This window comes from Chryseobacterium sp. MFBS3-17, assembly GCF_020687745.1.
Classification (GTDB): Bacteria; Bacteroidota; Bacteroidia; order Flavobacteriales; family Weeksellaceae; genus Marnyiella.
The window spans coordinates 188,119-201,296 of the sequence record NZ_JAJEWK010000009.1 but is presented as its reverse complement, the minus strand read 5'-3'; the positions used below and the strand labels follow the sequence as shown (position 1 = coordinate 201,296).

14 protein-coding genes are annotated in these 13,178 nt (G+C 41.2%); 4 read left to right on the top strand and 10 right to left on the bottom strand.

What is annotated here, in order from left to right:
- Nucleotides 1-46 precede the first annotated feature (46 nt).
- On the bottom strand, nt 47-397 hold the full coding sequence (gene panD / locus LKO26_RS07530) for an aspartate 1-decarboxylase (protein WP_227587239.1): 351 nt from the start codon (nt 395-397) through the stop codon (nt 47-49).
- A 396-nt stretch (nt 398-793) separates the two neighbouring features.
- Here panD and LKO26_RS07525 point away from each other — a divergent pair, with 396 nt between their 5' ends.
- A complete protein-coding gene (locus tag LKO26_RS07525; RefSeq protein WP_227587238.1) occupies nt 794-1,084 on the top strand; it encodes an HU family DNA-binding protein in 291 nt (96 codons plus the stop codon).
- A gap of 47 nt (nt 1,085-1,131) precedes the next feature.
- Here LKO26_RS07525 and pdxH read toward each other — a convergent pair whose 3' ends face one another.
- Nucleotides 1,132-1,776 (bottom strand): pyridoxamine 5'-phosphate oxidase, encoded by a 645-nt coding sequence (gene pdxH, locus LKO26_RS07520; protein ID WP_227587237.1) that lies wholly within the window; start codon nt 1,774-1,776, stop codon nt 1,132-1,134.
- A 53-nt stretch (nt 1,777-1,829) separates the two neighbouring features.
- Between pdxH and LKO26_RS07515 the strand changes: the two genes are divergently transcribed.
- Together LKO26_RS07515 and LKO26_RS07510 are read left to right on the top strand one after the other, a co-directional pair.
- Complete coding sequence (locus LKO26_RS07515) at nt 1,830-2,378, top strand: YqgE/AlgH family protein (protein ID WP_227587236.1); 549 nt, start codon at nt 1,830-1,832, stop codon at nt 2,376-2,378.
- Nucleotides 2,379-2,634: 256 nt separating this feature from the next.
- Nucleotides 2,635-3,228, top strand: a complete 594-nt coding sequence (locus LKO26_RS07510; protein ID WP_227587235.1) for a hypothetical protein — start codon at nt 2,635-2,637, stop codon at nt 3,226-3,228.
- A gap of 318 nt (nt 3,229-3,546) precedes the next feature.
- On the opposite strand, the gene LKO26_RS07505 is transcribed toward LKO26_RS07510, so the two are convergent.
- The 8 genes from LKO26_RS07505 to LKO26_RS07470 all read right to left on the bottom strand — a co-directional run bounded on the left by LKO26_RS07505 (nt 3,547) and on the right by LKO26_RS07470 (nt 12,244).
- Nucleotides 3,547-4,353, bottom strand: a complete 807-nt coding sequence (locus LKO26_RS07505; protein WP_227587234.1) for an aminotransferase class IV — start codon at nt 4,351-4,353, stop codon at nt 3,547-3,549.
- An 80-nt stretch (nt 4,354-4,433) separates the two neighbouring features.
- Entirely contained in the window at nt 4,434-4,820 is a 387-nt protein-coding gene (locus LKO26_RS07500; protein WP_227587233.1) for an START-like domain-containing protein, read from the bottom strand.
- Between the two features lie 75 nt (nt 4,821-4,895).
- Nucleotides 4,896-6,071, bottom strand: a complete 1,176-nt coding sequence (locus tag LKO26_RS07495; protein WP_227587232.1) for an aspartate aminotransferase family protein — start codon at nt 6,069-6,071, stop codon at nt 4,896-4,898.
- An 82-nt stretch (nt 6,072-6,153) separates the two neighbouring features.
- The gene (locus LKO26_RS07490; protein ID WP_227587231.1) at nt 6,154-7,884 is read right to left on the bottom strand and encodes an OstA-like protein; all 1,731 of its coding nucleotides are present in this window, start codon (nt 7,882-7,884) and stop codon (nt 6,154-6,156) included.
- Entirely contained in the window at nt 7,884-8,357 is a 474-nt protein-coding gene (locus tag LKO26_RS07485; RefSeq protein ID WP_227587282.1) for a Fur family transcriptional regulator, read from the bottom strand. Before LKO26_RS07485 ends, LKO26_RS07490 begins: the two co-directional genes overlap by 1 nt.
- 73 nt (nt 8,358-8,430) lie before the next feature.
- Nucleotides 8,431-10,422 carry a KUP/HAK/KT family potassium transporter gene (locus tag LKO26_RS07480; protein WP_227587230.1) on the bottom strand — a complete coding sequence of 664 codons (1,992 nt, stop codon included), beginning with the start codon at nt 10,420-10,422 and terminating at the stop codon, nt 8,431-8,433.
- 311 nt (nt 10,423-10,733) lie between these two features.
- The gene (locus LKO26_RS07475) at nt 10,734-11,729 is read right to left on the bottom strand and encodes a pyruvate dehydrogenase complex E1 component subunit beta (RefSeq protein ID WP_317206374.1); all 996 of its coding nucleotides are present in this window, start codon (nt 11,727-11,729) and stop codon (nt 10,734-10,736) included.
- A gap of 95 nt (nt 11,730-11,824) precedes the next feature.
- Nucleotides 11,825-12,244, bottom strand: coding sequence for a DUF2147 domain-containing protein (locus tag LKO26_RS07470; protein ID WP_227587228.1), 420 nt, complete (start codon nt 12,242-12,244; stop codon nt 11,825-11,827).
- A gap of 213 nt (nt 12,245-12,457) precedes the next feature.
- Between LKO26_RS07470 and LKO26_RS07465 the strand changes: the two genes are divergently transcribed.
- Nucleotides 12,458-13,171, top strand: a complete 714-nt coding sequence (locus LKO26_RS07465) for a CDP-alcohol phosphatidyltransferase family protein (RefSeq protein WP_227587227.1) — start codon at nt 12,458-12,460, stop codon at nt 13,169-13,171.
- Nucleotides 13,172-13,178 lie beyond the last annotated feature (7 nt).

Genomic DNA, 13,178 nt, shown 5'->3' with positions numbered 1-13,178 from the left:
TAGCTTCGTTCAAAAGGAGTAATTTTAAGGGACTGATGATGGAGCATCAGGAAAGAAGGTTAGTTTTTTCGTCTGGGAAAATAATTTTCGGTTGGAAATCTCTGGCTTCCTCGGGGGTCATCTGTGCGTAGGAAATGATGATGATGATGTCTCCTTTTTGCACCCGTCTCGCCGCAGGGCCATTGAGGCAGATTTCGCCGGATTTCCTTTTCCCTTTAATGGCATACGTATCAAAACGTTCGCCATTGTTTACATTGACAATGTACACCCGTTCGCCCACCATAATCCCGGAAGCTTCCAGTAAATCCTCGTCTATGGTAATGCTCCCTATATAATTAAGGTCTGACTCTGTAACGCGGACCCGGTGTATTTTAGATTTGAAAACTTCAATAAGCATTCTGCAAATTTATTAATAAATATCAAAATACCTCATAAAATTACAGGCACTCTCCCAAAAAAGAAAATTCTGAGATAAACACCACGAATCCGAGATTTTTACCAAATAATTAATAAAAATATAGTATTAATGTAAAATCGCTTAAAATTTAGGAATTCGCAATTGAATATATGAATTTATAAAATATACAAAAATCCGACAGACAGAGGATAAGAGGGCATACCGAACTTCGTAAAAGCCGATGGATTGCCTTTGACTAAAATTATCATTTTTAAACCTTTGTCCATATTTAAGTAAAATTTTGATTAAATTTTTGTAAAAAATTTGCACATATTGAATTTTGTTTTATATTTGCTATTGTAACACAGAACAAACTAACTTTTTAATATTAAAATTATGAACAAGTCTGAATTAATCGATGCAATGGCAAAAGATGCCGGAATTACCAAGGTTGCCGCAAAAGCTGCTCTGGAATCATTTATGTCCAACGTGACCAGTACTCTGAAGAAAAAAGACGGCAAAGTTTCTTTAGTAGGTTTCGGAACTTTCTCTGTAGCCGAAAGAGCTGCGAGACAAGGTATCAACCCAGCTACTAAAAAACCAATCAAAATTGCTGCTAAGAAAGTAGCGAAATTCAAAGCAGGTGCAGAACTGGCTACTGCTGTTGCTGGAGCGAAGAAAAAATAATTTAGATTATTTACAAAAATTAACCTCATCTGCTGATGAGGTTTTTTTTATGGAGCCAAACGAGAAATCTGCCAGTCAAAATCACCCGTCAGGCTATATAAAATCCGGTCGTGCAAACGGTTCGGACGGCCTTGCCAAAATTCAATCTCATACGGACGGGCCATAAAACCACCCCAATACTCCGGTCGTGGAATCTCCTTTCCTTCGTATTCCTGATCTAATTCCTTCAGCTTTTCGCCCAGAAATTCACGATCCGGAATCTCCGAACTTTGTGGGGAAACCAAAGCACCCAGCTGGCTTCCGCGGGGTCTGGCCGCAAAATAGCCATCACTCAGATTCTCCGGAAGTCGCTCCAGTTCAGCTTTAATGATGACTTGACGCTCCAATGGCGGCCAGAAAAAATGAAGACAAGCCCGCTTTGTACGTTCTATAGCCTTCCCTTTCCTGCTGTTGTAATTGGTATAAAAAATAAAACCTTCCCAAGTGTAAGCCTTCAGTAGAACCATTCTGGATCTGGGGCAACCATCTTCCTCCACCGTAGAAATGCACATGGCATTCGCTTCAGAAATGGCAGTATGGTTCTGTGCATCCAGAAACCAGTCCCGGAACTGCTCAATGGGATTGGCTTTCATTTGATTTTCAAAAAGTTCAGATTTCTGGTAAAGTTTTCTATTATCGTGCAGGTTTTCCATCAATAATTTTATTAAATTTGGTACAGGGATTTCATCCTTCAAGCAAAAAAACCATGAATTACTCCTACAAAGGTAAAGTTTTAATCTCTACACCAGATGCTTCGGGCGATATTTTTTCCCGCTCGGTGGTTCTTATTGTAGATCATAATGAAAATGGTGCTTTCGGGTTAATTCTGAACAAAAAAAACGAGCAGGTAAGCCAGACCATAGGTGAGCTCTTCGGCTTTCCGGTTGATGTTTTTGAAGGCGGCCCGGTAGAGAATGATAAAATATTTTTCATTGTAAAAGGAACTGCCGTAAATGAATACTACCTGAAGATTAATGAAGAATTTTACCTTACAGAAGATACAGAAACCATTATAGAAGAAATGATAAACGGCCGGCTGAGCACCGAAAACGTGAAAGTATTTTCAGGGTATTCCGGATGGGCAGCCCAACAACTGGAAGGGGAAATACAACGTAAATTCTGGACGGTGGCAGATGTATATCATCTGGATTATACGGGATTCAACGATCACAACCTCTGGAAAAAAATCATGCAGAATCTGGGCGGAGAATTCCTACTTTGGGCGAATGCACCTGAAGATGTTTCAATGAATTAAATTTTAACATATTTTTAACTTTTAGCCAAACAATTTTCTATCTTATTTTTAGTTTTTAACTTATGTTATTGATAATGAATCAATTTAACAATAAGTCGGAAAAGCTGAAACAGCGACTCAAAATTATTCTGAAAGTAGGCAATAAAATTAAATAATAAATAAAATAGAAAATTTTGATGATGCTCTCACAAGAGAACAAATTACGCAAATATGTGATTTACATAACGAACATTTAGATGAAACTTTTGATTATCTTTTGAACAATGAAACACTAGAAGCAAAAGAGACTGTAACAGTCGAAGATATAAATGATGAAGGAAGATTGTTCAGTCTTAACAAAATTTCAAATGAAATTTCAAATGATGAACTGAGGTCTTACTTTACAGATATTATCAGTAACGATAGTTACGGCGATCCTGTAGATTCATTAAATGAAAATGATAGAGCTTATATTAATCAAATGAATAATTATACGGAATTGCCTTTTGAAGAAATGACCAATCAAATCCAAAATACTCTTAACGAAGTAAATCAGTCAGATTCTGAAAACAAAAACGTTTTAACTCTTTATGGAGAAATGTTGATATCATCTTCTAGATATTTTTTAATTGAAGGTGGCGGTGATAAGTTATTATCTGTTTTTGACAAGTATAAAGTAGAATCAGCGAATAGAAGGGTCGGCGGTGGGCCTAGAGCTCAAGCTGATGGTACAGCAGCTGCAGGAGGCTTTTTAGGTTTAGCTGTTGTAGGAGCCGCTGTAGCTCTGAGTGGTGGAGTCTTGGCTCCTGTTGCTCTATTAGGTATTGTTGTATCTGCTGGTTTTGCATCATTCGTTTGCTGTAACAGATAATAAATTTACGTAAATGAAAATCTCAGTTTGGATTGCATCTTTTATCATTGCTTTTTTAATAATATTTTTTTTGTATTCGAGAGGTGTTTATAATTTAAAAAACACTGCCATATCTTTTGCGATTACGTTGATAGTTTTTGCTTTCGTGCTTTTTACAACTAATAACATTATTAATAAAGATAAATAAAAAGTTTTTTGATGCGATTTTTTCAATGATTTAGTGAAAAATAAATTTACTTTTATTTTGCAATTAAATATAGTTAATTCAAAACCCGATAAACGACTATTAACAATGGTTATTTATTGGGTTTGTCAATTTTATAAAGTGGCTTTCCAACCTTCGATAATTTCTGAAAATCTTTCAAAACCAAATGTTTTATTTCTAATTTTTGAGACCGGAAAAATTCCTTTTTCATCAGAAACTAACAGAATTTCATCTGCCTTCTGACTTTCAAAAGCAATGAGTTCTGTTTCCTGTATGTCTCCCAGTTGATTTTTATGGATAAAGGTAACCAGATTTTCCAGCAGTGGTGAAATATACGCCCCTTCAGAATGTTTCGGAATTTTAATGCTGTCGCCCTGCAGAAAAATCAGATTGCCGGTACCGGCCCGGGCAATGCGCTTGTCCGGATTCAGCAAAATAACATCATCTAATCCATTTTCTCTGGCATAAATTTCAGCATAGGTATTCTCTGCACAATGCACTTTAATATTGCTCAGCAAATTACAGTTGATGTTAATTTCCTTAATCAGATCGAGCTCTACCTCGTTTTGTAGAGCCAGCACAGACTCCTTCTTCTCCACACGGAAATAGTATGCCACTCCGGTTTTGTGAAGCGGGAGACTTGTGATGTTGCGGTACACCATAAACTGTATTACGGCATGTTGTATCCCCTGATCCAGCACATGTTTCTGAAAAAGATCCTGAAAAAAATCCAGCGTGTAGGACAGCGGAATATTCATCCGAAGCTTCCGCATGGATGCCATCAGGAAAAAATAGCATTCTTCGGCCATAATAAGCCGGCCATGGTGCACAAAAAAAGAAACGGTAACGGCATCACCGTTCAGAAATGCACGGTTTACCGGTTGAAAATCTTCGTTGCTGAAGGTAGAAATATTTGACATTTTCTGGAGTTTTCGGAAAAAATAAATGAACGATTGCTCGTCCATGAATTTATATATATAAGGTATATCTTTACAAACAATCAGGCAGCGCCTAGTTTAATCTGAAGATTCTCGATCAGGTTATCCCAGTACAAGCGGTTCTCTTCTTCATCTCCCGGCTCGCAGAAATCCGTGATATTCAGAGACAAATCTTCAGTAATCTCGTCTATCACAATGGTCATTTCAAAGAAACTTTTGGTTCCCTCATCTTCTTCCCAGCGGAAACGCACAAAACTCTCAGGTTTGTACCGGATCAGCGTGGCCTTTTCTTCCGGTCCGCCCCCCCAGCTGAAATAGAAATCGTCTCCTTTTTCTACCACTTCATCGGCAAACCATTCAGAAAGCCCCTCGGCGCTTGCCAGGTACTCATATAAAATTTCTGAAAGACAGTGCATGGGATATTCGTACTGCACTTTCTGCTTCACCATATAGATTTCTTTTTTTATTGTTGCGCAATATATAAATTAATTTCTCAACTATGCAACATAAAGGATATGATTTTTCTAATCTTGATTTAAAACATCTATGATGATCTGACAGCCGAGTCTGATTTCTTCTTCGGAGATGGTTAGAGGCGGTGAAATCCGCATATACTCGTTACGGTATAATTGCCAGAACACAATCAGTCCCTGCTCCATACAGCGGCGGGCTACGTCTAAAGTAATTTCCGGTGTACCCAGATTCACGGCCAGCATCAAACCCTTTCCATTGATATTCCGGATTTTTGGATGCACCAGCATTTCCCGGAAAATCTGTTCTTTCCTTTCTGTCCCGGCCATCAGTCCACTGTTCAGAACTTCTTTCAGTGTGGTGTATGCCGCAGCAGCAATCAGCGGGTTGCCGCCAAAAGTGGTGATATGTCCCAGTTTGGGAGAATGGGAAAGGCTTTCCATTATTTCTGCGGAACTCATAAATGCGCCTACCGGCACACCACCGCCCATCCCCTTGCCCATAACCAGAATATCCGGTACCATGCCATAATGCTCAAATGCGAAAAGTTTACCGGTGCGTCCGAATCCGGGCTGAATTTCATCCAATATCAGCAGTGCTCCAACCTCTTCACAGCGCTTTTTCAGATTGCGGAAATAATCCTTGTCCGGCATCAGAAATCCGGCTGCTCCCTGTATGGTTTCGGCAATAACACAAGCAGTATCTGTGGTAATTTTACTGAACTCCGACTCATCATTAAATGTTATAAAATGAACCAGTGGCAACAAGGGTCTGAATTCCCTTTTGTGGGTTTCATTTCCGGAAACCGAAAGGGCACCGTGGGTATTGCCGTGATAAGATTGTTTCATGGAAATAATTTCCTCCCGGCCGGTGTAACGTTTGGCGAGTTTCAGCGCACCGTCTATGGCCTCGGCACCGGAATTAACCAGATAAGTCACTTCCAGAGGTTCCGGAGTGGCTTCTGCCAGCAATTTGCATACTGCTACCGGCATTTCCTGGGCATACTCTCCGTACACCATCACGTGCAGGTATTTCTCTGCCTGTTCCTTAATGGCTTTCACTATTTCCGGATGCGAATGTCCGAGCGTATTGGCCGAAACTCCGGCTACAAAATCCAGATAACGGCGTCCGTCTTTGCCGTAGATAAAGGAGCCTTCTGCGCGTTCTACCTCAAACCCGGAGGCAAACTGTGTTGTTTTGGCCTGGTACTTAAAGAAATCATTTTGCATGGTGCAAAAATACAAAAAAACCACTGCGTGGCGCTGTTTATAATGAAGATTGCGGGATTCCGGACACGTACGCAGCAGCGCATTAACGCCGCTCCCGCTTCGGATTTTTGGCCTCTTCTGCCGCTCTTATACGGTCTGCTTCAGTTTTTGCTGCTTCGTAAAACGGATTATCTGCAGTATATTGTATGTCCTCGTAACCGGGACTGTCCAGAAAGATGTCCTGCCACCGCTGAAGCCGGTCTTTGGTATTCCAATTGAAACCGGACAGAAATCGCATTTCATCTGATATCTGACTCATGGGATAGACATCTGTGGTAGCGCCGATATTGCAGGAAATAATCTGAACGCGGCGCTCTTCAAACAACGCCTCTATAATTCCGCAGGTAGAGACGGAGACGCCCAGCCGTTCAGTCTCGCGGGTCTGCTCATTTTCATCGTCTGCATAGGTAATGGCCTCACCATTGCCAATGACCTTAGCCATATTCACCTCGTTATCTTCATAATACACAGACATCAGTTTCCCTTTCACCTGGTTGAATTCATCTTTCAGGTTCAAAGAATCTGCTTTACTGATGGCAAATGCATTCCCGATGATATTCAGCGAGTCAATGCTTTCATTTTCGGTATCAAAATAAGCTTCAATTTTATCTCCCGAGACTTGTTTGGCTCCACTCCACGCTATAGGCTCACCTACCAGATGCAGGATGCCGTCGGTTTCATTAAAGCTGAGCGAATCTGCTCTTGCCTGAATATTGGTCTTAAAAAACCTGGCCTTTTTGTAGGCACGTAAAAAACTTTTCTTGACATCCAGAGAATCCGCATGCTGATACGCCAGAATTTTTTCTGCCGAGAAGTAAATGGAATCTTTTTCCAGAATTTTTACCGCATAGGCTTTATCGGTGACCATAGCAGAATCTATTTTTTCATAGATTTCGCCGTATTCGCCTTTAATGTAACGCTTTTCCAAAGGATCATTCAGCGTCACATTTCCCTTCGCCGTACCGAAACCGGTGATCTGGTTGTAATACATTTTATCACCCACCAGTGTCTTTCCGTTATAATAAATAATGGAATTGTAATCCAGCCACGCTTCCTTGGTAGTCTGGTTGTAGGCGCCTTTTTCCGTATAAATTCTGTTGTCCGGGTTGGCCCGGTTGATGATGGTGGTAGGTCCGTTAAATGTAGCGGTATTGGTATTCTGATTCTGAATGATGTTACTGCCATCTATGATGTACTGGTTATTTTCAATTTTAACATTTCCGGTGAAATCAATCAGTTTGGACGCTATATTATAAGTTGCAGATTTAGCATACATAATTCCCTGACCGTCTGTAATGGTGCCCCCTGTATTAAAATACGCTTTATTACTGACGCGGTCATAGTACAGGGTCTGGGTACGGATGGTTTGTTTGGGATCTGTAAGAACCACATCCTTACGGGCGATTCCGCGCTGGGTATTGCCGTCATATTCCATTTCCTGAGAAGTAATCACAGAACCGTCGGCATTCTGAAGTTTCACATTGCCGGTAGCTTTTACAAAGTTTTCTTCTTCGTACCAGATCACAAAATCTGAAGTCACCACAGATCCCTGATGGGTAAACTGCACATTCCCTTCAAAGTAGGTATTTCCGTCAAATTTAGCGGGATCTTTTTTTACAAAATCTGCGTGAACCAGTTTTACTTTTTCACCTTGTTTCTGCTGTGCCTGCTGATTAAAAAAGGGATCTTTCACCAGCGGATTATTAGGGCGGGGCGTAATCTGTGCAAACAACTGTACAGAGGCAAAGAGAAAAAGCGCGAAAAGTTTTTTCATTAATCTTTCTTGGTTCCGTAAAAATACAGGGAGTGAGAATCAATATTTACGCCAAAAGCTTCTTCTATAGCCTCCTTGATTCCCTGTATACGGGGATCGCAAAACTCTATAATCTCTTCTATCTCCTTGCCGGAATCGTTCTTGTAAATGACCAGGTGGTCGTGTTGCTTATCAAAATAAGATTTTTCATAGGAAGACGATGTCAGGGTTTTTTCTCCGAACTGATGTTTGCGGATGAGACCTGCATCCAGAAAAATCTCAATAGTATTGTAAATAGTGGCCTTGGACACATGGTATTTTTTCTGCATCATGATGAGATACAGATCGTCCACATTGAAATGATGGTCCATAGAGTAAATCTCCTCCAGTATGGTGTAGCGTTCCGGAGTATTCCGGAATCCCTTTTCCTGAAGGTACTGTCTTAAAACATCCTTAATCTGTGTTAAATTTTTATCTTTCTGTCCGGGCTCCATTTCTAGTATTTGGTACAAATTTATTGAAATTTTTCCATCTTATGAAAAGCAGTCTGTCCGGCAGGTCACTTTTCTAATTCTCTGATCTGTTGAACGACCCCTGTTCTATTTTCTTTACTGCGATATCATGATCCAGAAGCGGTGCAGATTCTACCACCACATTGTGCGGAGACACGCCCCATGCTTTGAAATCGTCACTTCCTATGTACTTTACGAAATTATAAATATTGAGTGTCAGTTTTTCTTTTACGGTCAGCAGCGCATCATTTATATAGGTATTATCAATGATGACATACTTCAGGTCCGGTGGAATATCATGTGCCCGGAGTGAGGGATGACTGCTGCGCGAAGGAATCACATCGCCGGCCATCAGATCCTTCAGCACATCATCAAAATAATCGTTAATGCGGCGGTCTATTTTGAAGCCCAGCAAAAAATTAACCCGGTAAATGGTTCCCGGCACAATTTCATCTACGGTATATTTAAAGGTGTAAGGATCTTCCTGATTGACAATATTCAGAATAAAATAATGATCGGCGCGCTTGGGCTGTTTACGGATGATGGAATAGATAATTTTTGCTTCAATTTCGTCATCTCTTTTAGAGCGGCTCAGAAACGCAAGATTGGTGGCATATTTGGGAATGGTTTCATCCAGTTTCATGTCTTTAATGACCGGCACATACTTATCAAACCGTACAAACTTGATGAATTTATTTTTAATCTTCCGCCCGTTGTACCACGCGTACATACACACGGCAATAAAACCACCCAGCACAATGGTAAGCCAGCCGCCTTCAAAAAACTTAATCACATTCGCGCTGAAAAATCCAAGTTCAATAAAGAGATATACACAGGCAAACAGTACAATGAGCAACGGGTGCGCTCGCTTGCGGCGCAGCCAGAAAATCAGCAGCACGGTAGTCATCAGCATGGTAATGGTAATGGTAAGACCATACGCCGCTTCCATTTTACCGGATTCCTGAAAATACAGCACCACAATGATGCACATCAGCAGCAGACCCCAGTTGATTCTGGGGATGTACATCTGACCTTTCACCCCGGACGGATAATCAATTTTCTGATTGGGCCAGAAATTAATGGACATACCTTCTGAAAACATGGTGAAAGCACCGGTTATCACTGCCTGGCTCGCAATAACCGCAGCGGCAGCGGCCAGAATAACACCGGGGAGAATAAATAATTCCGGCATTATGGCGAAGAAGGGATTCAGATTCTGAGATTGTACCAGGTCTATATGATCCAGCAACCAGGCGCCCTGCCCCAGGTAATTCAGAATCAGCATAATTTTCACAAAAACCCAACTCACCCGTATATTTTTGATGCCACAATGCCCCAGATCAGAATACAAAGCCTCTGCCCCTGTAGTACACAGAAAAACAGCCCCCAAAATAATGATGGCGCTGGGCGAATGCGTGATCAGCTGATACGCATAATAAGGATTAAAAGATTTAAAAATTTCTATATGATCCGAGATGTGAAGGGCCCCAAATATTCCGAGTGCAAGAAACCAGATGACCATGACCGGACCGAAAAACTTACCAATGAAACTGGTACCGAACTGCTGCACAGCAAACACTACGAAGAGAATTCCGCAGGTAATGAGCACTACCGGGGTTTCCGGATTAAATATTTTCAGCCCTTCTATGGCAGACATCACGGTTAGTGACGGGGTAATAACGCTGTCTGCTACCAGTGTTGCAGCACCAATAATTGCAATGAGATACAGCCACGGTTTGGGGAATTTTTTCACCAGGGAATAAAGCGCCAATATTCCACCTTCTCCTTTATTGTCTGCACGAAGCGCAATAATGACATACTTCAGGGTGGTTTGCAAAGTGAGCGTCCAGATAATGCACGAAAGCGCCCCTTCTATATATTCATCAAGCGGAAGCTCTGTAGTTTCCTGCCTGGCTCCTACAATGGCCTTCATCACATAGAGCGGCGAAGTACCAATATCACCAAAAACAATTCCAAGTGAAACCAGAACGCCCACGAAAGAGAGCTTCTTCAGATTGAGATGCTTAGCTTCAGATTCTGTTGCCATCCAAGTAAAAATAATGGCAAAGGTATTCCATTTGCAGAATTGCAGAAACAACTTTTTATCAATAAAAAAACCTGCTTCCGAAAGTTTTTATCTATTTTAAAACAAGACTGACAGCATCTGAAATTCAATAAAAATGCATCTGAGGTTCAATCTGCCAGCATTTATGTAACACCGAGTAAATTATAACAGCTATCAGATCTATCACAAATTGATGATGGCTGAATTTAAAGCATATGGGAATCAGAATTGCCAAAGACATTTCCGGACGCTTTGGTTTTAACCAAAAAAAACTCCCTTGCGGGAGTTCGATATTATGCTTTGATGTACATGGCTTTTTTTATTTCTTCTTTCACGGTTTCCAGTTTCGGGAACCATTCTGCAAATAATGCAGAAGAGTACGGCGCAGGCGCATCTGGTGTGGTGATTCTTTTAATAGGCGCATCCAGATAATCAAACGCTTTCTGCTGAACCATATAGGTGATTTCTGAGGCAACAGACGCAAACGGCCATGCTTCTTCCAGCACCACCAGGCGGTTGGTCTTCTTCACAGAAGTCAGAATAGTGTCATAATCCAGCGGACGAACAGTTCTCAGGTCAATCACTTCTACAGAGATGCCTTCTTTTTCCATATCCTCTGCTGCCTGCATGGCCAGTTTCATGATTTTACCGAAAGACACCAGCGTTACATCTTTTCCTTCTCTTTTAACATCTGCTTTACCAATGGGTAAATAGTATTCTTCTTCGGGGATTTCCATTTTATCACCATACATCTGCTCAGATTCCATAAAAATGACCGGATCATTGTCCTGAATTGCAGATTTCAGAAGCCCTTTGGCATCATAGGGATTAGACGGCACAATCACTTTCAGACCCGGGCAGTTGGCATACCAGGATTCTAATGCCTGTGAGTGAGTAGCCCCCAGCTGACCGGCAGAAGCAGTAGGTCCCCGGAAAACAATAGGGCAATTCCATTGTCCGCCGCTCATCTGTCGGATTTTTGCAGCGTTATTAATGATCTGATCTATTCCTACCAGCGAGAAATTGAAGGTCATAAATTCTACAATAGGGCGGTTACCGTTCATTGCAGATCCCACGGCAATACCGCTGAAGCCCAGTTCAGCAATCGGAGTATCAATAACTCTTTTAGGTCCGAATTCATCCAGCATTCCTTTCGAAGCTTTGTAGGCTCCGTTGTACTCTGCCACTTCTTCACCCATCAGATAAACGGATTCATCTTTACGCATTTCTTCGCTCATTGCCTGTGCAATCACTTCCCGAAAAGTATATTCTGCCATAATCGTATCAATAATAATTCGTGCAAAATTAACGAATTTTTCTTGATTGCAAGACAAAAAAAAGCAGCTCGTTACCGAACTGCCGTTTCTTCTGTAGCGGAGGTAAATTAATTCACTTTATGCCAGGTCTGGGTTCTGCCTATCAGAGAAAACCCGATGTATCCACGGACATTCAGTTCGTCGCCCTGCCGTTTAATGGTGCATTTGTACACTTTACCCGAAGAAGGATCCATAATGGTACCGCCGGTAAAATCATTACCCTCTTTCTTCAGACCGCGGATGATTTCCAAACCTATGAGTGGCTTGTTCTTGCGGTCGTCAGTGCACTTTACACAATTATTATTGGCCGGTTTATTCACCAACTGAATAATTTTGCCTACATATTGTCCGTTTGAATTCTTTGAAATTTCTACAATAGATTTTGCCTTTCCGGTTTCATCATCAATAGTTTTCCACTTTCCTTCTATCTGCGCAAAGGAAAAGGTGGCAAAAAAAACAGCCAGCGTACTGAAAATAAATTTCTTCATCTTAAATAATTTAATTTTTGATTTGATAAAAGTAATTAAAAAAAGTTAAAAAGCAAGTGTTTTTATTATTCGAACCATACCACAATGACAAAACGTTTTGAAATTCATTAAACATTCCGCAAATACCATACTGCAATACCCTGATTCCGGAAAAAGAAGCGGAATAAACATAGGGAACTCATCCGGACCGATAAAAAGCCTTATTTTTGCGGCATGACGTTTTTGAAAAACAACCTTGCCAATATGTTCACCCTCGGGAATCTGTTTTCCGGTTGTGTGGGCGTGGTGCATCTGCTTGGCGGCGATTATACCGCTGCTGCAATCTGCATCATCATTTCCCTCGTGCTGGATTTTTTTGATGGTTTTGTGGCACGGGCTATGAAATCTGACTCTGCTCTGGGGGTACAGCTGGATTCACTGGCAGATATGGTAAGTTTCGGACTGCTGCCGGGCGTGGCCATGTTTAAATTACTGGAACCCTTCGGAAACCAGGTTGGTGGTATAGAATTCCCGTTTCAATTGCAGTATCTTGGATTTCTGATTACCGCATTTTCGTGCCTGCGTCTGGCCATCTTTAATCTGGACGATGAACAAAGATATTACTTCAAAGGACTGAATACGCCCAGCAATACTGTTTTGATTTTCGGAATATACTATGCGTATCAGTCAGAAGGGGCATTCAGTTTTCTTGCCGGAAACAGCCTTGTTCTGATTATCATTACCCTGCTATCATCATGGCTATTAGTCTCTCCGCTGAAAATGATTGCCATGAAATTCAAATCTACACGCCTCCGGGATAATTATCCAAAACTGGCTTTACTCGTGGGTGGAATTTTGATTCTGCTGGCATTCAGAACTGCGGGAATCCCACTCCTTGTAATATGGTACATGATGATTTCCCTTATTTTTCAGAAACAACTTCAATAATATCTTT

Coding starts and splice junctions, on each gene's coding strand:
- panD (WP_227587239.1), bottom strand. CDS start 397: ATGCTTATTGAAGTTTTCAAATCTAAAATACACCGGGTCCGCGTTACA.
- LKO26_RS07525 (WP_227587238.1), top strand. CDS start 794: ATGAACAAGTCTGAATTAATCGATGCAATGGCAAAAGATGCCGGAATT.
- pdxH (WP_227587237.1), bottom strand. CDS start 1,776: ATGGAAAACCTGCACGATAATAGAAAACTTTACCAGAAATCTGAACTT.
- LKO26_RS07515 (WP_227587236.1), top strand. CDS start 1,830: ATGAATTACTCCTACAAAGGTAAAGTTTTAATCTCTACACCAGATGCT.
- LKO26_RS07505 (WP_227587234.1), bottom strand. CDS start 4,353: ATGTCAAATATTTCTACCTTCAGCAACGAAGATTTTCAACCGGTAAAC.
- LKO26_RS07500 (WP_227587233.1), bottom strand. CDS start 4,820: ATGGTGAAGCAGAAAGTGCAGTACGAATATCCCATGCACTGTCTTTCA.
- LKO26_RS07495 (WP_227587232.1), bottom strand. CDS start 6,071: ATGCAAAATGATTTCTTTAAGTACCAGGCCAAAACAACACAGTTTGCC.
- LKO26_RS07490 (WP_227587231.1), bottom strand. CDS start 7,884: ATGAAAAAACTTTTCGCGCTTTTTCTCTTTGCCTCTGTACAGTTGTTT.
- LKO26_RS07485 (WP_227587282.1), bottom strand. CDS start 8,357: ATGGAGCCCGGACAGAAAGATAAAAATTTAACACAGATTAAGGATGTT.
- LKO26_RS07480 (WP_227587230.1), bottom strand. CDS start 10,422: ATGGCAACAGAATCTGAAGCTAAGCATCTCAATCTGAAGAAGCTCTCT.
- LKO26_RS07470 (WP_227587228.1), bottom strand. CDS start 12,244: ATGAAGAAATTTATTTTCAGTACGCTGGCTGTTTTTTTTGCCACCTTT.
- LKO26_RS07465 (WP_227587227.1), top strand. CDS start 12,458: ATGACGTTTTTGAAAAACAACCTTGCCAATATGTTCACCCTCGGGAAT.